Consider the following 22,309-nt stretch of genomic DNA (forward strand, 5'->3'; position numbering starts at 1 on the left):
CACCGAATTTTAATTACTGTACCGTATATGCTGCGCTGTTTCTTGAATCCTTTACCAGTAAGCATTTCAAGACTTAACGGGAAAAGTCAGGTACAAAATAAACATCAATCTCTCGGATTTGGGCTGGAACTTTCCGACTTGTTTCCACTTCCCCCAATGGTTGTAACAATTCTTTAAGATAGTCTTTGGCGAACTGGTCGTAAGGGAACCTGGCCATTAGCTGATTTTTCGGCTGTACCAATATTTTAGATCACAGTGCAATCGCCCATAGCTTGCCTGAAGAAATTTAGGAAGTGCGATGTCTACGACGGGCTGCGCCAACGCATTAGCAAATCCTCTGGAGTATTGTAAGCTAAAACACATCTAATTTAGATAACTAAATTTCATTTGTAGCTCTACCAGTTTCGCCATCCGCCTTTGGGTACAACTTCATTACTTGTAGACTTAAGTCCATGACTTTGCAACAGAGTTTGATATTCTGTGCTGCTTGACCAACGGTCAATTTCTCGCGCCCGCAGCACTGGTACTGGATGGGTTAATTGGGCTGTACGGGCAGCTTTGACCATTTCGCCTAGTTCGGTCTTGCTAATGTCATCGTAAGCGCGGGCTTGGGCAACAAAGGCATCGAGATTCAGTTGTGGCGCTAAGGTGGGGGAACCACCCGCCAGCTTCATTAACACTGACATGACAACTTTGGGATCTTGGGTTGCTAGTAATGCGGCGCGATCACAGGTAAACTCAGCACAGCGAACCCATTCTAAAAGCTGCGCCTGTATCGCTTGAGCAACGAAGGTGCCAACATTGGGCACAATCGCCGCAGCTAATATTAATAAATTTACAGGAGTCAAATAAACGCTATGGTCACACTTGAGATGCCCCAATTCGTGGGCAATTACTGCTTGTATTTCCTCTGGTGTGAGGATATCAATCAGGGATGTGTGTAGCACAACAAAGGGCTGCTTACCCCGCACAGCAAAAGTATAGGCGTTGGGAGCCGGATGTTGCCGGACGTACAACTGGGGAGGCTCTATATCCAGGATTTTACAGGCGTCTAACAACAGCTTATATAAATCAGGCAGTTGCTGTTCACCCACCAGAACGCTGGAAGCAATATTTTCCACATAGAAAACCTGCTCTGCCATTGGGCCGAGCCAATTTCGCACCAACATATCTATGCCTGGTATTTGCTTGAGCGTTTTGGTAGCTTCCAGGTCTAATGGATGACGAAATGAGTCAGCTTTTAAACCAATCAGCGGGGTTTTGAAGAAGGACATAGTGCAGCAAGCTATAAAAAAACACAACTATGGAATCTGGCTGGTTAAATAAACAGCCTCCCACAGTTAGTATAACGATTTAAGTAGGGTGGGCAGGGGGAGCAGGGGAGCAGGGGGAGAAAATTTTACTTTGTCTCCCTCGTTTCCCTCATTCCCCTTGTTCCAACATCAGTCTCAACCGATCAATTTCAACTTGACAGGCTACTAATGCTGGAAGCGATTTCTGCATCTGCTGATGTTTCGCCTACGCGCAAGATTTTAGCCCCCAATTGCTGTAACTTCACATCGAGTCGATCATAGCCGCGATCAAGGTGCTGTAATCCCTGAATTATGGTTTGTCCTTCTGCCGCCAGTCCTGCTATGACTAGCGCTGCCGATGCTCGTAAGTCTGTGCCTAATACTGGTGCGCCAGACAATTTTGGTACTCCCCGAACGAAAGCAGCGTTGCCTTTGACACGAATATCTGCCCCCAAGCGATTCAATTCTGAGGCATGACGTAAGCGATTTTCAAAGACGGATTCGTTAATCACGCTGTCGCCTTCCGCCAATGCCAGCAAAGCCATGAACGGCGCTTGCATATCTGTGGGAAAACCTGGATGGTATTGAGTTTCAATATCCGTTGCCTTGAGGGTTTTCGCTGGCAGGATACGTAAGTATTCAGGCTTTTCCTCAATTATTATCACCCCAATATCCCGCAGCTTGGCAATCACTGGTACAAGATGTTCTGGAGCCACCGGCGAGAGGGTAAGTTCTGAGCGGGTAATTGCTGCTGCTAACAAAAATGTCCCGGCCTCAATGCGATCGGGAATAATACTGTAGTCAACAGAATGCAACTTGGGAACTCCTTCAATAATAATTCTGCTAGTCCCCGCCCCCTTTATCTTAGCTCCCATCGCGTTACAGAAGTTAGCCAAATCAACTACTTCCGGTTCTCTGGCAGCATTTTCGATGATCGTTTCGCCCTCTGCCAGGGTAGCCGCCATCATCAAGTTTTCCGTCGCTCCGACGCTAGCGATATCTAAGTAAATCTTCGCACCTTTTAATCTCCGGCTGCTGCCAGGAACGTAGGCATTACAAATGCCATGCTCAATCTGTACCTCAGCTCCCATTGCTTGCAGTCCCCGGACATGCAAGTCAACTGGTCTTGCCCCAATAGCACAACCGCCTGGTAAGGGCATTTGCGCTACTCCCAATCTTGCCAGAATGGCACCAATGGCGAAAAAACTCGCCCTCAACTGGGTAACTAGTTCGTAGGGAGCTTTTGATGTTTTAATTTCGCTGGCGTTGATGTCTAAAATGTCGCCTTGCCGTGTTAAGCGTACACCCAAAGCCGATAATACCTGACCCATCCGCTCTACGTCCGCTAATAACGGGACATTGCGGATGCGACAATCACCTGGACACAGTAAGGCTCCAGCCATGATTACCAGTGCTGAATTTTTTGCCCCACTAATTTTCACATGACCTCGCAAAGGATGCCCACCCCAAATTTGCAAGACTGAGGAGTCTGCTTTTGGAGCAAATTTGGCATCTGGTAAGCTGGTAAAAGGATTAATAAGCCTACCTCCAAAAGTAATACGTATTTTATATGTTTGAAGTTGGTTTTGATTCTACAGTAAAGATTCAATTTGTCCACGTTTTAAGGCAAAATCTTGCAGAAAAAAATTGTTTTTTGAATGAAAAACATAAGCTGAAAATAAGCAATAGCAAGCTTTTTGACCTCTTTAAAGATTTAACAAAAAAGAACGAATAAGTAGTAACTTTATGCAAAATTAAATACTCAGTAAAATAACTTAAGTATTTTCTAAAAATCATTGCTGTATTGTTGAGTTAATATTTTGATTCGACCTAAGTAAGTCGGCACAATAAAACCAAACTGTGTGAAGAAAAATAAACAAGGCTCAAACCCTTTTTCCCCCAGTTAAAAGCCGCCAGCAAGAACTGCCTTATCCCAACGATAATTATTCACGCCAACCTACTTATCCCCTGAAAAGCTCATTTCCAGTTTGAGACTTATAACAAGAGGTAATGTTTTTACTTGACAAAGGTAAAAAATTACGCAATAATAAAGAATTGTCGATTAAAGATAATTGCCAGCGGAACTGGCGGAATGGCAGACGCGCTAGATTCAGGTTCTAGTGCCGCAAGGCTTCCGGGTTCAAGTCCCGGGTTCCGCATATTAATTTTGGATTTTAAATTGCCGATAGCGCAGCGTAAAGCCTTCTCCTAACAGAGACGCTGCGCGAACGGCATAGCTTCTCTACAAGACGCTAACGCGAACGCTTAGAGCGAGTCCGCAAGCGTCTTTTAGATTAATCCAAAATCCAAAATCCAAAATCCAAAATCCAAAATCGTGTTGACCAGTTTACAAAATTCCCTAGTCAAGCAAATCCGCAAACTCCACTCCACCAAGGAACGGCACAAGCAGCAGTTATTTTTGCTGGAAGGGACGCACCTTTTAGAGGAAGCTTGTACGGTGAATTACCCACTAGAAACAGTATGTTGTACCCCAGAATGGCAAGCAGCCAATACTTGGCTGTGGTCAAAAGCTTGTAGCCGATGCGATCGCGCCGAAATTGTCAGTAAAGAAGTCTTGGATGCGATCGCTACTACAGTCCAACCGGATGGTGTGGTTGCAACGGCAAAACGAAGCTATCGCCAAACTCAACTACCATTTACTGGTTTAGTGCTAGCTTTAGAAACGGTGCAAGATCCGGGGAACCTGGGTACGATGATCCGCACTGCTGCTGCCGCTGGAGCATCGGGGTTGTGGCTAAGTGGAGATAGTGTAGATTTAGACAACCCTAAAGTTCTCCGGGCTTCAGCAGGGCAATGGTTTCGCCTAGCAACGGCAGTAACCGAAGATTTAAAAGCTACAGTTAAACAAAGTCAGCAGGCAGGAATGCAGGTAGTGGCAACCTTACCCAGTGCGACTTTAACTTATTGGGAGGTGGACTGGCGCAAACCCAGTCTGATTTTACTGGGGAATGAAGGTGCTGGATTGTCGGCAGATTTAGCAGCGATCACAGATAAACAAGTCAGAATTCCTTTGAGTCCTGGGGTAGAATCCTTGAATGTGGCGATCGCAGCCGCTTTAATGTTGTACGAAGCTCGGCGGCAAATGAGTCAAGAGAGACGCGATTAATCGCGTCTGTACAGGAGTTAGAAGTTAAAACTTAGAACTCATAACTCATAACTTTTATTTGGTTTTCGTTTTTTCTTCGAGATATTGTTCAATATCAGCAACTGCGTCCTCAAGAGCAGCTAACTCAATCGTTGTCAAGTCTTGATCGAGTTCGACTTCAGTGACAGTACTCGTATGCACTTGGGGGATCTCTTTTTCCTCAGTCAAACTTTCTTGTAAGATATCCTCCAACTGATCCAGGGATTGTTGAAATACTTGATCAGCGGCGCGGCGCTGTTGTGGCTGACTTTGCTCCATAATATTGACTTGAAAATCCTGATTTACTGACTTAATTTTGATTGCAGTTCCTACAGATTTAAATTTTGCACTTATAACATCATAGTTGTGTGCTGTATCAACTTTAGCAGTGGTTATCAAGAATATCGATACTTGGCTTTTGTTACTTTTGCCAAGCTGTCTCCAATTGTTAAGACTTGTATTTTTGCAAAGACTATCAAATACTCCTAAGGCATAAAACGGTAAACCGATAGACAATTAGTAGTATTATTTTATAGTATGTGATGGCGCTCTTGCGTCCAAACTGGGCGGTGTCTAGCAACAAGCCTGGAGTTTCTGATTCTTTGGGGCTGCACTGTCTACGCAATATTTACAAGGAAAGTATTTTATGAGTACCGTACAACTTTACTTTGCCAAAGCCTCCACCTTTTCCCAAAGAACGCGTGTGGTTTTACTAGAAAAAGGAATTGACTTTAGCGCCACTGAAATTGACTTACAAAACAAACCAGATGGCTACACTCAGATTTCGCGCTACGGCAAAGTCCCTGCGATCAAACATGGGGATATCGAAATTTATGAATCTGCCATTATCAACGAATATCTTGACGAAGTCTTCCCAGAACCACCTCTATTACCCCGCGATCCGGGTGCTAAAGCGATCGCCCGGATCTGGATCGACTATGCCAACACTCGGTTTGTACCCGCCTTTAACAAACTCCTGCGTGGTAAAGATGCTCAAGAACAGGGACAGGGACAAAGAGAGTTTTTAGAATCTCTGTTGTACATTGAACAAGAAGGACTAGGTAAGGTGTCTGGTGATCGCCCTTACTGGTTAGGAGATCAGCTGAGTTTAGTAGATATCAGCTTCTATCCCTGGTTTGAACGCTTGCCCCTCCTGGAACACTTCCGCAATTTCACCTTACCAATAGAAACCCCCCGCTTGCAGAAATGGTGGAATACTGTGCGCGATCGCCAGTCAATTCGGGCTGTGGAAAATCCTGCAAGCTTCTATATAGAACGATTTGCCAAGATTCTTGGTGCGCCCACTGCCGTTGCTTCTGCTCAAAAGTAAGACAAGAAATAGGGAACAGGTTAGAGTCCCTGTCCTCTGTCATTAAAACATTGTTGAATTCACTGGGAGATTTAATCCATGAGCTTAAACAGTCAATTGTTCAAGGATCTACCGCACGTTGAGGGAGAACTCAATTACCTCACCCCGACAGCAGAAAAACCTGTCAACTACACCTACGAACCACTGCCAGGGATTCCACAGCGAAGCGGGAAGTATGAGGTATACAAACTCCCAATCTACGATGCTCGGACAATCTCAGAAGATGTGTCCTTAGATCAACAGGGATTCGCTTTGGCCGAACACCACACCACTATTAAAGACTTTTATGATCAAGATGAGGTGAGCCACGTTTACTACCCTGAGGCCGAGCAATTCCTCAAGGATTTGACAGGTGCCCAAAAGGTGATAGTGTTCGATCACAACCTCCGTAATGCCGAACGGGCGAAGCAGGGGGAGCAAGGCATCAAGACGCCAGTAAGAGGCGTACACAACGACTTCACCGCTAAATCTGGCTATAGTCGTGCCCGTGCGGTGTTGGAAGCAATCGGTACTGAAGACGCTGATGAGCTTCTACAGCACAGATTCAGTGTAGTCAACCTCTGGCGACCGATCGCAGGGCCAGTGCAGGAGTCGCCATTAGCAGTGTGTGATGCCCAAAGTATCGCACCAACAGACCTTGTGGCTACCGACCTTGTATATCGCGATCGCGTCGGCGAAACCTACGCGATTACATACAACCCGAAACATCGGTGGTTCTACTTTCCGCAAATGCAACGGAACGAGGCGCTACTCATCAAGTGTTTTGACTCAGCAGAGAAAGGTTTGGCGCGGTTCACCGCCCACACTGCATTTGATGACCCAACAAGCCAACCGGATGCCCCGCCACGTGAGAGTATTGAGTTACGGACATTGGTTTTCTATGCCGCATAAGAAATAGGCAGGGGAGCAGAGGGGCCTGGGAGTGGAGTTCAAAGACTCGTTGGCGAGTATCAAAGACTCATTCACAACTATTAAAGACTCGTCGGCGAGTATCAAAGACTCATTCACGGAGTTCAAAGACTCGTCGGCGAGTATTAAAGACTCATTCACGGGTATTAAAAACTCGTCAGCGAGTATTAAAGACTCATTCACGAGTATTAAAGACTCGTCAGCGAGTATTAAAGACTCATTCCCTATTCTCCATGCCCCATGCCCAATACCCAATACCCCCTACTACTGCAATTCAAATCTTGCCTGAAAGAAGCGGAGATACTTCGGCTCGTAAATCATTTTGAGTCCGCGTAGGCGATCGCGATTATAATAAACTTCTTCAACTGCCTCAGCAGTAAGATCCATGTGAGCTTGGGTGTAAACGCGGCGTGGAATAGTCAAACGTACTAGTTCTAACTCTGGATAATAATTATCGCCTGTTTCTTTGCTGCGTCCTGCTGAAACAATACCCCGTTCCATTGCCCGAATACCTGCTTCTAGATATAGTTCTGCTGCTAGACGTTGTGCCGGAAATTGGTCTTGGGGAATTTGTGGTAAAAAGCGTTTGGCATCTAAATAAATGGCATGACCACCAATAGGCACAACAATTGGAATATCCCAATCTAAAAGCTTTTGTCCGAGATACTCAACTTGCCCCACACGGGCACGAATATGATCATCTTGAACTGACTCTTCTATACCCCGTGCCATAGCTTCCATATCCCGCCCAGCCATACCACCGTAAGTATGTAGACCTTCATAGATTACTATCAGGTTACGTGCTTCTTCGTAAAGGTTATAGTCATTCAGAGCTAGCCAACCACCGATGTTAACTAGTGCATCCTTTTTGCCACTCATGGTGCAACCGTCGGTATAGGAGCAAAATTCTTGTAAGATAGTTGTGATCGCCTCTTTACTATAATCCTCCTCTCTCTGTTGAATAAAATAAGCGTTTTCCACAGCGCGGGTGGCATCAAGAATAATGCGGATACCGTAGGTTTGGGCTAACTGATATACCGCCCGCAGGTTAGCCATTGAAATCGGCTGTCCGCCAGCCATATTCACAGTTCCAGCGACGCTGATATAGGGAATACGTTCTGCTCCGACTCGCTCGATTAGGTCTGTGAGCTTTTGCAAGTCTACATTGCCCTTAAATGGATGCAGTGATTGGGCATTGTGGGCTTCATCAATAATCACATCTACAAAAGTGCCGCCTGCTAACTCCTGATGCAGTCTGGTTGTAGTGAAATACATATTGCCAGGTATGTAGTCACCTGGTTTAATTAGTATTTGAGAAAGGATGTTTTCTGCACCACGCCCTTGGTGAGTGGGCACAATATGGCGATAGCCATAATACTTCTGGATGCTTGCTTCTAAATTGTAGAAATTTTTGCTGCCGGCGTAAGCTTCATCACCCAGCATCATTCCTGCCCACTGGTAATCACTCATGGCTGAGGTGCCGCTATCAGTCAGCAAATCAATGTAAACATCTTCAGAACGTAACAGAAAAGTATTGTAACCCGCTTGAGCGATCGCCTGTTCACGTTCAGCACGAGTGGTGATTTTTAATGGCTCAACCACCTTGATTTTATATGGCTCTGCCCAAGAGCGACGGCGGCGCGGGGAAGTTTGCTTGGCGTCAGTCATAGATTGATTCTCCTTTATGTATGTTGGCTGAACATTTGCATACCATTTTGGTTGCTAATACTTGCTGTTGCCAAGACTGTCATAACTAGTTTTAGCGCTCTTGAGGGGCACACCACTGAGCTATTGGTTCAATTCGTGCTTGCTGCATCAATTCCAAAACTTGCGATTGATTACAACCATAGGTAGATGCTAATAATTCCTCGCCTTGTTTTTTTGCCTTGTCGGCAGATACACCAAATGCAATGATTTCTTCGTCTTGATTAGCTGTAATTCTCTCAACTGGAATAATACAGATATATTGCGGTTCATTATGTCTTATTTGTTGCACCATTATTTACCTACCAATTTCACTGTTAATTGTGTCTATTTTCAAGTCTAGAGAAATCGCAAGTGAAAGTGAAACAGACTCACTATTTACGTAGTTTGTGATTTGAGAAACACTAACTTTTATCCGTGGTTAACACAACATTAAGAATTCTCTCAAAATCACCAAATTTTTGAGTGTAAACACTTACGTATGGGAAAATCAAGTTAAGCATCAACAAATATTTTTTTGTAATTTTTTGTTTTTAGATCAGTGATGCGTTGAGACATATGCATTGGCGATTGCTGCATAGATTAATTTAAATCTATGCTGGTTAATCTTTGGGAATCAGCAAATTAAGGCTGATATCCCCAAAGATGAATTTTTTTTACTCAATGCAGGCTTAATGCATTGAGTTAGTACAAGTTTCATAAAAATTGGAGGTTATAAAATGGCAATTCGGAATAATTTAGTCGCAAATTTCTGGCAAAAAGTACAAAAAGATTCAGTTAGTTGGGGATCGTTAGCCCTTTGGATCAGTGCATTAGTTGTTCTATTAGTAATGCTTACAATGTTTTCTAACGCTTAATCTGAGTAAGGTTATTCTAGTTCCTGGGCAGCAGCCTGGGAACTAAGATAGGGTAGACTTTCATCCCTAAAAAACTCAAATTATGAACTGTAAACTTCTGGCAACAGTTATAGTGCTAGCTACTACTAGCTTTGTTACTCCTGCTAAATCTCAAGAACCTACTACCGACACTCCAGGAAAATCGAATCAAGTTTTGAATGCTTGTGTCCAAAATCAAGCAGAAACTTTACCAAATCCCTTTAGTGATGTGCCAGCAAATCATTGGGCTTTGAAAGCGGTTATGACTATGCACTACTGTGGCGCTTTCCGCAAAGCTACACCACCAGCTTTATTTCAAAAACTACAACCAACAAATAATCAGCAGCAACCACAGAAAGAACCGCAGTTTCAAAAATAGGGCGTTGCTCACTAAGGCGATGTCTACGACGGGCTACGCCTACGCTTGATTCATATTTTGGTTTAGCAGCGCCGAAATTTGAGTAGCTAAAGCCGCCGATTGAAATTTAAATGGATGTTGAGATGAAGAGAATTGTGCTAGATGCAAAAAGTGTGCTATTCGGTATCTAATGGTATTTTTGCCTTTTGAAATACCTGATCAACAGTAAATTCCAATCCATCAAATAAAGAATCTTTGAGCAATTCTTCTCCCATATAAGTTTGTGGTGCTGCATCTGGATAAAAAACAGTAATACTTCTAGCTTTACTATCTAATACCCACACCCGCAGCACCTTAGCATCTAAATAGTCTTTGGCTTTAGCTGCCATTTGTCCAAAGGTTTGTCCTGGCGAAATAATCTCAATCACTAAATCGGGAGGAACAGGACAAGCTTCGTCTTCGTCCCAGTTGGCGGGAAAACGTTCATTAGAGATATATAAAATATCTGGAATTGGCATCCAATCTCGTCCCCGACGGGTTAATGCAACAGCCCATTCTGGGTAAACCTCTCCTTTCCCCTCACACGATTGCTCAATCAAATTGAGAAGGACGCGGGTAAGTTTTGCGTGAAAAAACTTTGGTGACATCTTAAGAATTGCTTGACCATCAACAAGTTCGTAGGTAATATCTCCCTCGCCTGGTGGAAGATTCAAGAACTCTTGCAAAGTTAATTGATTTTTGGCTTGGAGTATCATGGCTGAATAATTCGTAATTCGTAATTCGTAATTGAAGAACAGAGCAAATAATTTTACTTCTGATTCCTAAATTCTTCTTCAAATTGTTCACATTCCCCGCAACACTTGCCGAATAATATCCGATGGCACTTCATCGGTAACTGTGACTACACCAATCTCTGTTGGTAAAACAAACCGCACTTTCCCTGCTTTGACTTTTTTATCTAACTGCAACGCCTGAATAATTTCTTCAATATCCACCCCAGCTGGTAACTGAGTCGGTAAACCCGTTTTTTGAATTAAAGCATTTTGACGTTCCGTGTCTTTTTTTTGCCACAGTCCCAAATCCACAGCAATTTGTCCGGCTGCTACCATGCCAATAGCCACCGCTTCACCGTGATTCACTAGACGATAACCAGTCAAACTTTCCACTGCATGACCGATGGTATGTCCATAGTTGAGAATCGCCCTCAATCCGCCTTCTTTTTCATCTTTGCTAACAACGTCAGCTTTCGCTTGACAAGAGCGCGTTAATATATTGTTTATTAATTCAGGTTTTAGATAGCGGAGTTGGTCGAGGCGTTTACTTGCTTCCAATTGGGCAAACAATTCGGCATCCCAAATCACACCGTACTTAATAACTTCTGCCATTCCTGCCCGAAACTCGCGCATAGGAAGAGTTTTCAACACATCTGGGTCAATCAAAACCAAGCGCGGTTGATGGAATGCCCCAATTAAGTTTTTGCCGTGGGGATGATTCACGCCAGTTTTGCCACCAATTGCCGAATCCACCATCGCCAAGAGAGTGGTAGGTACTTGGACAACATTAATGCCGCGCAGCCAAGTTGCGGCGGCAAAGCCAGTCATATCGCCAATCACACCTCCGCCCAAAGCCACCATCGTAGAAGAACGTTCTAGGCGGTTTTCCAAGGCGATATCGTAAAGTTTTTGGATGGAATTGAGAGTTTTGTAGCGTTCACCAGGTGGTAGGGTGCAGCTAGCAACTTCAAATCCAGCAGATGTCAGGGATGCGTTAGCGGAGCTTAACGTTCGCGTAGCGTCTCGCAGAGAAGTTATCGCTCTTTCCCCATAATGCTTAAAAATCGTCGGATTAGAAACTAGCAGTACCTTCTTGCCTAACTTCAGATTGGCCATGTGTTGACCCAGTTGATCTAAACTCGAAGGTGCGATCGCAATCTCATAAGACTGCTCTGGTAAATTCACATTAATTACAGAAGTCATTGCCCAACCCCAAACGAGCGCCCGTGGGCTGTATTCTATCGCAATCGGGGAGTGGGGAGTAGGGAGATGAGGGGGACAAGGGCAATAACCCATGCCCAATGACGCCAGTTGCTTCTCCTGTTGGAGACGCTCTTGCTAGCTTGCTTCCCCGTAGGGGTACAACGGATAGCGTTCGCGTAGCGTCTCGTAGAGAAGCGGTAGCGAGTCTTGCCTACGGCACGCTGCACGACCGAGCGTCGGGAACCTTTGCAACGCACTGGCTCCCCAATGCCCAACAACTAATGATTCAATAGATTTAGGAAGTATTGTGGAGAAAAACAAATGTTTGCAATTGCAGCTTACATCGGCTTTTTAGCTTTGTTCTTTGGTTTAACTGTAGGTCTGTTCTTCGGTTTGCGGACTGCCAAAATAATTTAACCAAGACTCTTGTGGGGCGGGCAGCGTTCGACTGAGCGCTCACGCCGAAGTCTTGCCTGCCCTCAGTTTAATAAGGACGAGCGAGACGCCCATCCCACAAGAAGATATTTATCCCATTACAGCTGGACTTGCTACCTTTTCCTGTCTTTGAGAAGGCGGACGCATTCCTAAACCAAGTAAATTCAGCATTTCTCGGTCAGTATCGTAATCTGGACAGGGAGTAGTCACTGTCAACATCTTGTTATCGTCACTGGAAAAAATAGAATTGGCTCCTGCCATAAAGCAGAAAGCTTGTTCTACTTGAGAAAGTCTAGCTCTACCGGCACTAAGACGCACATCGGAAGCTGGCATTAAAATCCTGGCTGTGGCAATCATTCGCACAATATCCCAAATGGGAACATCAGGCTGATTTTCTAAGGGTGTGCCTGGTACTTGTGAAAGAATATTAATTGGTACTGACTCTGGATGCGGATGTAAGTTTGCCAGAGTTTGTAACATACCAACACGGTCATCGACAGTTTCGCCCAATCCCAGGATACCGCCGGAACAGACAGTAACATTTGTTTGACGGACATTTTCAATTGTGTTCAAGCGATCACTATATGTTCTCGTAGTAATAATTGTGCTGTAATATTCTTGCGAGGTATCTAAATTATGGTTGTAGGCGTAAAGTCCGGCTTCTTCCAATTTCCTAGCCTGATTTGCCGTCAACATACCTAGAGTGCAGCACACTTCTAAACCCATTGCGGTTACATCCTTGACCATTTCCAGGACTTCCTCAAATTGTGAGTTATCCCGCACTTCCCGCCAAGCAGCACCCATGCAAATGCGACTAACACCAGTTTCTTTAGCTTTCTGGGCGATGCTAACTACCGTTTCCTTTTCTAAAAGTGCTTGTGCCTTTACTTGTGTTTTATAGCGGGAAGATTGGGCACAGTAGCTACAATCTTCTGGACAACCTCCCGTTTTAATCGATATGAGTTTACAAACTTGTATTTTTGTTGGGTCATGATATTGGCGATGCAAGCTAGCAGCTTGATAAATAAGCTCTAGCAATGGCGCGTTGTATATCGCCCGAATCTCTAATTCCTGCCAATCGTAGCGTATTCCCACCACATCACTATCCTTCTTGTAGACTGGGTTAAATCTTGAGCTGTCTTTTGGTTGAATTTCCTGCGGTACAGCGTTTGGGCAAAGCGATTTTATTGAAGTTATGCCGCGCACTGTGCTTTATCACCCATTGGCTCTCAATCCTTCCACTCTAGATATTAGACATCAGCTTATCAAGATTTTGGTTGAATGGCAGATTCACAGCAAAAATACTCACTTCACTGCTGCTAAACCACAGGTATGAGAGAATTTACAAAATTAGCGAGAATGTTTTGGGAAGAGATCCCGTCGATTAAGTAGTTTATGATATCAGAACTGCCACTAATTACAAGCGATCGCCTATTATTACGAGCAGCGATCCATAAAGATATACCCCAAATTATCAAATACTTTACTGATAATAAAACTTATCTCACTCCATTCTACCCTCTTTGGGGCGATGGTTTTTTCACTGAAGAATATTGGCACTATCACATAGAGAATAGTTTTTTGGAATTTATCAATGGGCAATCTTTAAAACTATTTATTTTTACCAAAAAAAATCCAAATATAATTATTGGAACGATCAATTTTAATAATTTTGTCCGAGGAGCCGCTCATTTTTGCTATGTGGGATATAGCCTTGCTGAAAAGAAACAAGGTAAAGGATACATGACAGAAGGGCTAAAAGCCGCAACTCAATATCTATTTCAAGAGTTAAATTTCCACCGAGTCATGGCTAATTATATGCCTCACAATCGTCGAAGTGGCAGTGTACTCAAAAGACTGGGTTTTGTCATTGAAGGATATGCTAGAGACTATTTGTTAATTAATGGGCAATGGGAAGATCATATTATGACAAGTCTGATCAATCCTAATTGGCAAGCACCTAAGTTTTAAAAGTTGCTGAGTACTATTATTAATATTTCTTTTCTTTCCCCACTATCCCTACTTTTTAATTTACTTATTTATAAATACTATTTTTGAACGCAACTTCGGCAACTTTTCGGGAGTGGGTAATGCTTAACTTTCGCTCAAACCCTTATTTTTAGTTTGTCAGCATTACCTATCCTACAGCTATTGATAATGGTACAATATCTGAGTTTTAATGAATTTGAGATATCAGTTGTGAATCTCTACAATTTCATAGTAAATTCATAATAAATACACAACAACTCCACAAGCAAATGCAATAGTAATATTTGTTCACTACCCGGCTCAGTTATCAAGGTTCGCTTTAGCCGATGTGTCCAATTTTATTAAATGATTGAGGAGTTTTTTCAAATGTCTATTAATTCTATAAAGCGTTTATCTATCTTTTCTACCATCTTCGCTTTTGCTACCATCTTACACGGAGTTGTCTTAGCAGTACCAGTTCCCAATTCCGCCACGACACCAGCCTCAAAAACTCAGACTAGTCCTGCATCACACCAGCCAATCAAACTCACAAAGCAACAGCGATTACAAATCCAAATGGCTCGCCAGCAAAGAGATAAGGATATTGAGGCTCTATTAAACGCGCCTCAAGATACTAAATTCAAGGCGGCACTGCAATCCCGTCAGAGAATCAGAATAGTGTTAAAATCTTTGGATCTGAATCAAGACCAACAGAAAAAGGTTCAATCAATTTTGCAAACTTATAACCAGCAAGTGAAACAAATTCTATCTTCACAGGCATCACAACCAACATCAAACTCAGTAGGAATTACTCCACAAACATCACAACCAATTAAAAAATAAAAAACTCAGTTTTCTTTAATCAAGGTTAAGTTTCGGAAGACTGGCGGATTTGATCCAAACTTCGGTTGAGCCAGTCTTCATACCAATCATAAAAATATAAAGATTGTTCCTCATCACTATCTTGATGAAAATCATCAGAGTTGGTGTCATGGAAAGCATGACAAAAACTCAAAGAAGCAGGATATATCCCATTATCATTAGTACGGTCATCTATCCAGATTTTTCCTGACTGCTCCCCAGTAATGACTAACATCGCATAAATTCCACAACCATAATTTGTAATGGTGAGAGTGCCCTGAATCAACTTATCATCAAAGTAAGCATCACTCTTGGCAACAAAACCTGTATTATTCATGACAATCAAATCTAAATCATTCCATGCTGCTGTTAAAGGAAATGGTTTAGAGAGAATTTTGTCGTTCTCCTGGTATAGTTTTTCTGGGGTGACATCTTTAGATTCAATTCCCGATAGTCCGGATAACCCGTATCCTGGCCCCGCACCACCATTGCCAACTTCTAAAAGAAAGTTTCGATATTCACTTGGTAGCGTAATATTGTATCTGGATTCAAACGCTTGAATATCTTTGTTACTCAAGCAAGGTTTAAATTGATATCGGTGTGATTCTGAGCCAAAAACCTCAAATGTAGCGTCTAAGATAGCTAATTGAGTTAACTTTTCCTTTAATTGTAAAACTTTATTCATTATGCGCTCTAGATTTTGATGGTGGCGCTGCCATATTTAAGATATGGGTCGCTTTTTGCGTCTATGCTGATGCTGAAGCCAGAGGTAGTATTAAGGGAAGAATGAATTAAGCTTTGCTCGTAATGACTCTGGCTGAAACTCCAAACTACAAGAATTCTAGCAATCCTTTTCTCACCCTCAAATACGAAAGCGCCTTAGAATCTTTAGGCGGTGACTATTACGATGAGGTTGCAGCGGCGGAATTTCCCCAACACCTCCTGCGTTGGCGTAACGATGAACTATTACCCCGTTTCGGTCTAGACCCCCAAATAGTCAAAGACGAAGATTTTATCACAGCTTTTGGCAAATTTCAGGGGCGCAAACCCTTGTTGGCACTTCGTTACCACGGCTATCAATTTGGTGAGTATAATGGACAGTTGGGTGATGGTAGAGGCTTTCTCTACGGGCAAGTACGCGCCAATGATGGCGAATTGTACGATTTTGGCACGAAAGGTTCTGGGAGAACGCCCTACTCCCGTGGTGGCGATGGTATGCTTACGCTCAAAGGTGGGATGCGGGAAGTTCTGGCTGCGGAAGCACTGCACTACTTGGGTGTACGTACTTCGCGCTGTCTGAGCATGATTGAAACAGGTTTACCCCTCTGGCGGGGCGATGAACCTTCACCTACCCGTTCATCTGTGATGGTCAGGATGAGCAGTTCTCATATTCGGTTTGGCACTTTTGAGCGACTGCACTATTTCCAGCGTCCAGATTTAACTAAGAAGCTGTTAGACCACGTAATTGAGCATTATTATCGACACTTAAGTGCTGAACAAGATAAATATGCCTTGTTTTACGCCGAATTAGTTAAACGGGTTGCAGAACTAGCAGCACAGTGGATGGCGGCTGGCTTTTGTCATGGGGTTCTCAATACTGACAATATGTCGATTACGGGAGAAAGTTTTGATTATGGCCCTTACGCGTTTATCCCTAGTTATAATCCTTACTTTATAGCTGCATATTTTGACTATTCTGGACGCTACTGTTACAGTCACCAACCAACTATTTGCCAGTTGAATCTAGAAATGCTCCAGGAACCTTTAAAGGCAATTATTAATAAAGGTGAAATGGAAGCTGGATTAGTTAAGTTTGGCGAATATTATGAAGCTGAATACAGTTCTTTGATGTTGAAAAAGTTGGGTTTTGAAGATTTGCCGCATCCAGAAGCAGGGAAACTCTTGAATCTAACGATTGAATTCTTGAAAGAGAGCCAAGTTGGTTATCACCAATTCTTTTATGAGATGGCTCGTACTTTTTCATCTAAATGGCGAGATGAACCAGGTTTTGTGATGAATAGTTCAGATATTGTACCAGTACCGGGTGCGTCAGGAATTTTTGATGATTGGTGCATACTGTATCATACAATTTTGAATGATTTGGAGCGCGATTGTATCGATGTAATTGCCCAAACTCTAACTGTTCATAATCCGGAAACGGCATTATTAAGACCTGTGATTGAATCTATTTGGGAATCAATTGTTCAGGAAGATAATTGGCAACCTTTTTATGATTTAGTGGAGCAAATTCAATCTAGAAAATAGTTAACAAGGAGGCATTGGGCATGGGTTATTCCCTTTGTCCCCTTGTCCCCCTTGCCTCTAACTAAACTGCTGGGCATAAGACCGCGCATAGCGACGCTCTAGGGCTAATAATTCTTCATGGGTTCCCGATTCGACGATTTGTCCCTGTTCGAGAACTAAAATGCGATCGCACCGTCTGACTGTAGATAAACGGTGAGCAATAATAAACACTGTGCGTTTTTGCATCAGTCTTTCCAGCGCTTCCTGTACCAGTGCTTCTGACTCGGAATCTAATGCTGATGTCGCCTCATCAAGAATCAAGATTTGGGGATTGAGCAGAACAGCACGAGCGATCGCAATTCTTTGTCTTTGTCCACCTGATAAGTTTACCCCACGTTCACCCACCCAAGTCTGATAACCCTCTGGCAGTTTGCTAATAAACTGATGGGCATTAGCAATTTTCGCCGCCTCTTTAACTGCTTTAATGTCAAAAACATCTTGTCCAAAGGCGATATTTTGGGCAATTGTCCCCGAAAACATAATGGTTTCTTGGGGAACAATCCCAATTTGTCGCCGCAAACTATGCAGCTTGACATCTCGAATATCAACACCGTCAATGAAAATTTGCCCAACTTCGGGGTCGTAAAAACGCGGTAGGAGATTCACAAATGTGGTTTTACCAGCACCAGAAGCACCTACAAGAGCGATCGCTTCACCTGGTGATACCAATAAACTGATATCTTTTAATACAGGTTCACCTGGTTTATAGGCAAAAGAAATATGACGATATTCTACCTTGCCGTTGACTGGGGGTAAAGCGATCGCATTTATCTTTTCGCTCACCGTCGGTTGAATTGCCATCAATTCAAAAACGCGGTCAACAGATGCTTCACCCTGCTTAAATTCGTTGTAGTTGTTAGTAGTGTGACCAATGGGGTCAATTAACAGCGCCGCCGCCGCCAGATAACTGAAAAAATTCGCCACTGTCAAGTTACCTTGGGAAATTTGCCATGCTCCCACAATCAGTAACGATAACGCACTTAAGGCTTCCAGAAATCCGACGATGGGAATTTGAATCGCTTTCAGGCGTTCGGCTGAGTATTTTGCTTTAAGACTGCGTTCTGCTTCATGGCCAAAGCGGGCGATTTCGTAATTTTCGGCAGCAAAAGCCTGTACCAAACGAATACCGTTGAAAACTTCTGCGAGGATAGCTGATAAACCCGACACGCGATTTTGACTTTTCAAGGAATACTTGCGTAACCGTTCCCCAAACCAGCCGACTAAAATACCCATCAGCGGTGCAACTATCACTGTTGCTAGTGTTAATTGCCAATTCAAGTAAATCATGTAAATCGGAATTGCCAGCAACTGCAAAATGCACGGGATAAAGTCGTGAAATACTTTATTTACTACTTCGCCAACCCGGTCAACATCTTCTGTGAGGCGGTAAGATAAATCACCTGCTTTTGCCGTTTCAAAATAGCTAAGATTTAGCTTTTGGAGATGGGCGTAGACTTGCTGGCGGAGATGAAAAGCAACTCTCAAAGCAGCTTTTGCCATGTACATATCTTGTATAGACTGAAACAAGCCTCTGACAAGAAAGACTAAGGCACAGCTGCCAGTTATTTGAGCGATCGCTACTACATTACCTTGTGCAAAGGGAGTTGCCAATTTACCGGCGAGATTGATCAACACTAATGTCGCCAGTACGTATCCCAAGATACCAACAAATCCCTTGATAATGGTTTGCAACTGGAGTCGGATATAAGGCAGCAGTAGCCAGTAATTAGAATGCGTTTTCAAGCTCGAAAATCCACAACGATATTCTCCTTTGTTTGACGCTATCAGCTTTTGGGGAGTTTCTGAGCAGTTAACCTAATTAGTTTCAAGTGGCGTTGCTAAATCAGGAGCAAAACAGATCAACTTTCTCTTCTTCCTAGCCTCTGGGTATTGGTAACAACTTAACAAAAAGGTAAGCTTGTCACTAATAGTCAGTCACTAATAGTCAGAGACTGGGAACCAGACAAACCCACCTGCGTGGGTTTCAAAAGCTCAGTCCGCGAAGGCGGACTTCGTTTGTATAGCCACGACTTCTAGTCGTCGGGTCAAAGTACTGTTATTTTCAAAGTTTTTCCAGGAATCCTGTAGTTGTATAACCACCACATTTGTCAGTCCATCAGGTTAGGTAGGCATTGTTTATGCAACTCATCACCTCGTTAGATATTATAAATTCGGAATATTTATCCAAAAATCGGCTCATTAGTTACCATCACCAGTTGCGTCTAATTTTTTCCCTGGGTAATCAGGATATCCCAAAAAGCGGATTTTAAACTCTGTTGCCAAAGCTGGGTTAACTCTCAAGCAAGAATTTATCGATCCAACTTATCCGTACCATTATTTTTTGATGTTAGAGAAAAATTCCAATAATACTTAGACAGGAGTCTCAACTAGGCTAATAGACCTCCGTTGAAAATCGGCAGTAGGGAAATCCGAATCACAAAATGGGGGCAAACAATGCTTAAAAAACGAGCGATGCCTAAGCTATGATTTTAAAATTCTAATTGGTATCGTGTCTTTCTATGTTCTCCGGGTTTATCCTGGAAAACAGAGGGCTAGGCTATATTAGCCACTATCATCATTTCAGATACTAACGTCGAAGATTACCAATTATGCTAGAACAAGGCACTATCAGTATTCATACTGAGAATATTTTCCCGATCATTAAGAAGTCGCTCTACTCAGATCACCAAATCTTCTTGCGGGAACTGGTATCCAACGCTGTAGACGCCATCCAAAAGCTGAAAATGGTATCCCGCGCCGGAGACTACGCTGGAGAGATAGGCGACCCGGAAATTGAAATTGCCATTGACAAAGATCACAAGACTCTATCCATCTCTGATAACGGTATCGGGATGACCGCAGAAGAAGTTAAGAAATATATCAATCAGGTTGCCTTCTCTAGTGCTGAAGAATTTATTCATAAGTATGAAGGCAAATCAGATCAACCGATTATTGGTCACTTCGGTCTTGGCTTCTACTCCTCATTCATGGTGGCGCAAAAGGTAGAGATTGATACTCTCTCATACCAAGAAGGGGCGCAGGCAGTTCACTGGACTTGCGATGGTTCTCCAGCTTTTACCCTAGAAGAATCGCCCCGGACAACTCGCGGCACCACTATTACTCTCAGCCTGCAAGGAGAAGAGGAGGAATTTTTAGAATCAGCACGAATTAAAAATCTTGTCAAGACCTACTGTGACTTCTTACCAGTACCGATTAAACTTGATGGCGAAGTATTAAATAAGCAAAAAGCACCGTGGCGAGAGTCTTTAAGTAACCTGAGTCAAGAAGATTATTTAGAGTTTTACCGCTACCTGTATCCTTTTCAGGAAGAGCCGCTGTTGTGGGTACATCTAAATACTGACTATCCCTTTATCATCAACGGGATTCTGTATTTTCCCAAAATGAAGCCGGATGTAGATGTTACTAAAGGGCAAATCAAGCTATTTTGCAATCAAGTTTTTGTTAGCGACAACTGCGAAGAAATTATCCCGCAATTTTTGACTCCAATGCGGGGTGTAATTGATAGCACCGATATTCCCCTGAACGTATCGCGCAGTGCCTTGCAAGGCGATCGCACCGTGCGGAGAATTGGTGACTACATTGCTAAAAAAGTAGGTGATCGCCTCAAAGAACTTTTCCGCGATAACCGTGAACAATACATTAGCACTTGGAAGGATCTTGGTACTTTTGTGAAATTTGGCGTTCTCAACGACGAGAAATTCAAAAAACAAATTGAAGATATCATTGTCTTCCGCACCACAGCCAAGTTTACAGAAAAACCTGCTACTGAAACTCCAGCAGTTGAAGTACAGTCTTCTGAAGGTGATGCTTGGCAAGATGTCACTCCTCCCTCACCCAGTCCTGAAAACTCAGCATCCAGCGCTCCTTATACTACCCTCAAAGAGTATCTAGAACGCAACAAAGAACGCCACGAAAACCGGGTTTTCTACAGTACCGATGAAGCAACCCAAGCTACCTATATAGAACTGCACAAAAATCAAGGCTTGGAAGTCCTATTTATGGACTCCTTCATCGACACCCACTTTATCAACTTCCTAGAGCGGGAATATCAAGATGTTAAATTTACGCGCGTAGATTCCGACTTAGATAATACCCTGCTAGAACAAGACAAAACTACGGAAATTATTGATCCTAAGACTAACAAAACTCGGAGTGAGACGATCAAAGAGTTATTTGAGAAATCCCTCAACAAACCTAAACTTAACATCCGCACCGAAGCTTTGAAATCAGACGATCCTCAAGGGACACCACCTGCGATCGTGCTTTTACCAGAGATTCTCCGCCGCCTGCGAGAAATGAATGCCATGATGCAGCAGCAGACAGCAGAGTTTCCCGAAGACCACATTTTGCTGGTGAATACTGCTCACCCGTTGATTCAAAATCTGGCAAATCTTAACCAAGGTAGTATCATTCAAGGTGAGGGTCAATCGCCTACAGAGCAGTTAGTGAACTTGATTTGCCAACACGTCTATGATTTAGCGCTGATGTCTCAGAAAGGGTTCGACGCTGAGGGGATGAAATCCTTCGTCGAACGTTCAAATGAGGTACTCACCAAGCTGACGGAACAAGCTAGTAGATAGTGCTGTTAGCGGATAGCTATGGTTTAGGCCGTGCTGAGTTAGAAGTTAAGAGCAAAGCCGGAGACGCTCCGCCTCCGGTTAGAAGTTAGGAGCAAAGCCGGAGACGCTCCGCCTCCGGTTAGAGTCAGGAGTCAAGAGTCAGGATTTTTTTCTCCTTCATCTCCTCCTGCTCCCCCTGCTCCCTCTGCTCCCCATCTCCTCTCCTACTTCTGTTGCCTAAGACCTAAAATGAAAAGGCTGTATTAAAATAACAATCTGGAGATACTTGCTATGTCCCGTCGCTGTGATCTAACTGGTAAGAAGGCAAATAACGCCTTTGCTGTATCCCACTCCCACCGCCGTACTAAACGCCTTCAGCACGCCAATCTGCAAAGCAAGCGTGTTTGGTGGCAAGGCGGAAATCGCTGGGTGAGATTAAAGCTGTCTACCAAAGCAATCAAAACCTTAGAAATTAAAGGGTTAGAAGCAATGGCAAAAGAAGCTGGCATTAACCTGAATCATTACTAAGTAAT

23 protein-coding genes and 1 tRNA gene are annotated in these 22,309 nt (G+C 43.4%); 13 read left to right on the forward strand and 11 right to left on the reverse strand.

Features of this window, described 5'->3' with window-relative positions; all coding sequences use genetic code 11:
* Positions 1–73 precede the first annotated feature (73 nt).
* From V7L29_RS25260 to murA, 3 genes are all read right to left on the reverse strand, one after another.
* Positions 74–217, reverse strand: coding sequence for a hypothetical protein (locus V7L29_RS25260; RefSeq protein WP_334737185.1), 144 nt, complete (start codon positions 215–217; stop codon positions 74–76).
* Positions 218–395: 178 nt separating this feature from the next.
* Positions 396–1,274: a M48 family metallopeptidase gene (locus tag V7L29_RS25265; protein WP_334737153.1), complete on the reverse strand. Its 879-nt coding sequence runs from the start codon at positions 1,272–1,274 to the stop codon at positions 396–398.
* Between the two features lie 188 nt (positions 1,275–1,462).
* Positions 1,463–2,830, reverse strand: a complete 1,368-nt coding sequence (gene murA / locus V7L29_RS25270) for a UDP-N-acetylglucosamine 1-carboxyvinyltransferase (protein WP_334737182.1) — start codon at positions 2,828–2,830, stop codon at positions 1,463–1,465.
* A 540-nt stretch (positions 2,831–3,370) separates the two neighbouring features.
* Here murA and V7L29_RS25275 point away from each other — a divergent pair.
* A tRNA-Leu gene (locus tag V7L29_RS25275) sits at positions 3,371–3,451 on the forward strand.
* A 176-nt stretch (positions 3,452–3,627) separates the two neighbouring features.
* The gene (locus V7L29_RS25280; RefSeq protein WP_334737154.1) at positions 3,628–4,419 is read left to right on the forward strand and encodes a TrmH family RNA methyltransferase; all 792 of its coding nucleotides are present in this window, start codon (positions 3,628–3,630) and stop codon (positions 4,417–4,419) included.
* Between the two features lie 54 nt (positions 4,420–4,473).
* On the opposite strand, the gene V7L29_RS25285 is transcribed toward V7L29_RS25280, so the two are convergent.
* Entirely contained in the window at positions 4,474–4,953 is a 480-nt protein-coding gene (locus V7L29_RS25285) for a hypothetical protein (RefSeq protein ID WP_334737155.1), read from the reverse strand.
* 130 nt (positions 4,954–5,083) lie between these two features.
* On the opposite strand from V7L29_RS25285, the gene V7L29_RS25290 reads away from it, so the two are divergent.
* Positions 5,084–5,767 (forward strand): glutathione S-transferase family protein, encoded by a 684-nt coding sequence (locus tag V7L29_RS25290; protein WP_334690614.1) that lies wholly within the window; start codon positions 5,084–5,086, stop codon positions 5,765–5,767.
* 78 nt (positions 5,768–5,845) lie between these two features.
* Positions 5,846–6,697, forward strand: coding sequence for a CmcJ/NvfI family oxidoreductase (locus tag V7L29_RS25295; protein WP_334737156.1), 852 nt, complete (start codon positions 5,846–5,848; stop codon positions 6,695–6,697).
* 282 nt (positions 6,698–6,979) lie between these two features.
* On the opposite strand, the gene V7L29_RS25300 is transcribed toward V7L29_RS25295, so the two are convergent.
* Both V7L29_RS25300 and V7L29_RS25305 read right to left on the reverse strand, forming a co-directional pair.
* Positions 6,980–8,383 (reverse strand): tyrosine phenol-lyase, encoded by a 1,404-nt coding sequence (locus V7L29_RS25300; protein ID WP_334690612.1) that lies wholly within the window; start codon positions 8,381–8,383, stop codon positions 6,980–6,982.
* A gap of 91 nt (positions 8,384–8,474) precedes the next feature.
* On the reverse strand, positions 8,475–8,714 hold the full coding sequence (locus tag V7L29_RS25305; protein WP_334737157.1) for a hypothetical protein: 240 nt from the start codon (positions 8,712–8,714) through the stop codon (positions 8,475–8,477).
* Between the two features lie 644 nt (positions 8,715–9,358).
* Between V7L29_RS25305 and V7L29_RS25310 the strand changes: the two genes are divergently transcribed.
* Complete coding sequence (locus tag V7L29_RS25310; protein WP_334690610.1) at positions 9,359–9,673, forward strand: S-layer protein; 315 nt, start codon at positions 9,359–9,361, stop codon at positions 9,671–9,673.
* A 155-nt stretch (positions 9,674–9,828) separates the two neighbouring features.
* On the opposite strand, the gene V7L29_RS25315 is transcribed toward V7L29_RS25310, so the two are convergent.
* Together V7L29_RS25315 and aroB are read right to left on the reverse strand one after the other, a co-directional pair.
* Entirely contained in the window at positions 9,829–10,407 is a 579-nt protein-coding gene (locus V7L29_RS25315; protein ID WP_334737158.1) for a Uma2 family endonuclease, read from the reverse strand.
* 87 nt (positions 10,408–10,494) lie between these two features.
* Positions 10,495–11,628, reverse strand: a complete 1,134-nt coding sequence (gene aroB, locus V7L29_RS25320; RefSeq protein ID WP_334737159.1) for a 3-dehydroquinate synthase — start codon at positions 11,626–11,628, stop codon at positions 10,495–10,497.
* Between the two features lie 98 nt (positions 11,629–11,726).
* On the opposite strand from aroB, the gene V7L29_RS25325 reads away from it, so the two are divergent.
* The gene (locus V7L29_RS25325) at positions 11,727–11,921 is read left to right on the forward strand and encodes a hypothetical protein (protein WP_334690607.1); all 195 of its coding nucleotides are present in this window, start codon (positions 11,727–11,729) and stop codon (positions 11,919–11,921) included.
* A 28-nt stretch (positions 11,922–11,949) separates the two neighbouring features.
* On the forward strand, positions 11,950–12,045 hold the full coding sequence (gene petL / locus V7L29_RS25330) for a cytochrome b6-f complex subunit PetL (protein WP_334690606.1): 96 nt from the start codon (positions 11,950–11,952) through the stop codon (positions 12,043–12,045).
* A 108-nt stretch (positions 12,046–12,153) separates the two neighbouring features.
* On the opposite strand, the gene bioB is transcribed toward petL, so the two are convergent.
* On the reverse strand, positions 12,154–13,161 hold the full coding sequence (gene bioB / locus V7L29_RS25335; protein WP_334737160.1) for a biotin synthase BioB: 1,008 nt from the start codon (positions 13,159–13,161) through the stop codon (positions 12,154–12,156).
* A 97-nt stretch (positions 13,162–13,258) separates the two neighbouring features.
* Here bioB and V7L29_RS25340 point away from each other — a divergent pair, with 97 nt between their 5' ends.
* From V7L29_RS25340 to V7L29_RS25350, 3 genes are all read left to right on the forward strand, one after another.
* Positions 13,259–13,399 carry a hypothetical protein gene (locus tag V7L29_RS25340; protein WP_334737161.1) on the forward strand — a complete coding sequence of 47 codons (141 nt, stop codon included), beginning with the start codon at positions 13,259–13,261 and terminating at the stop codon, positions 13,397–13,399.
* 59 nt (positions 13,400–13,458) lie between these two features.
* Positions 13,459–14,034: a GNAT family N-acetyltransferase gene (locus tag V7L29_RS25345; RefSeq protein WP_334737162.1), complete on the forward strand. Its 576-nt coding sequence runs from the start codon at positions 13,459–13,461 to the stop codon at positions 14,032–14,034.
* Positions 14,035–14,418: 384 nt separating this feature from the next.
* Positions 14,419–14,874 (forward strand): hypothetical protein, encoded by a 456-nt coding sequence (locus V7L29_RS25350; RefSeq protein WP_334690602.1) that lies wholly within the window; start codon positions 14,419–14,421, stop codon positions 14,872–14,874.
* Between the two features lie 25 nt (positions 14,875–14,899).
* On the opposite strand, the gene V7L29_RS25355 is transcribed toward V7L29_RS25350, so the two are convergent.
* Entirely contained in the window at positions 14,900–15,577 is a 678-nt protein-coding gene (locus V7L29_RS25355) for an SMI1/KNR4 family protein (RefSeq protein ID WP_334737163.1), read from the reverse strand.
* Between the two features lie 122 nt (positions 15,578–15,699).
* Here V7L29_RS25355 and V7L29_RS25360 point away from each other — a divergent pair, with 122 nt between their 5' ends.
* Positions 15,700–17,157, forward strand: coding sequence for a protein adenylyltransferase SelO (locus V7L29_RS25360; protein WP_334737164.1), 1,458 nt, complete (start codon positions 15,700–15,702; stop codon positions 17,155–17,157).
* Between the two features lie 57 nt (positions 17,158–17,214).
* On the opposite strand, the gene V7L29_RS25365 is transcribed toward V7L29_RS25360, so the two are convergent.
* Positions 17,215–18,939, reverse strand: a complete 1,725-nt coding sequence (locus V7L29_RS25365; protein ID WP_334737165.1) for an ABC transporter ATP-binding protein — start codon at positions 18,937–18,939, stop codon at positions 17,215–17,217.
* 866 nt (positions 18,940–19,805) lie between these two features.
* Here V7L29_RS25365 and htpG point away from each other — a divergent pair.
* Together htpG and rpmB are read left to right on the forward strand one after the other, a co-directional pair.
* Positions 19,806–21,797 (forward strand): molecular chaperone HtpG, encoded by a 1,992-nt coding sequence (gene htpG / locus V7L29_RS25370; RefSeq protein ID WP_334737166.1) that lies wholly within the window; start codon positions 19,806–19,808, stop codon positions 21,795–21,797.
* A gap of 270 nt (positions 21,798–22,067) precedes the next feature.
* Entirely contained in the window at positions 22,068–22,304 is a 237-nt protein-coding gene (gene rpmB, locus V7L29_RS25375; RefSeq protein ID WP_334690597.1) for a 50S ribosomal protein L28, read from the forward strand.
* Positions 22,305–22,309: the final 5 nt, after the last annotated feature.

The organism is Nostoc sp. (genome assembly GCF_036916575.1).
In the GTDB taxonomy this organism is placed as follows: Bacteria; Cyanobacteriota; Cyanobacteriia; order Cyanobacteriales; family Nostocaceae; genus Nostoc.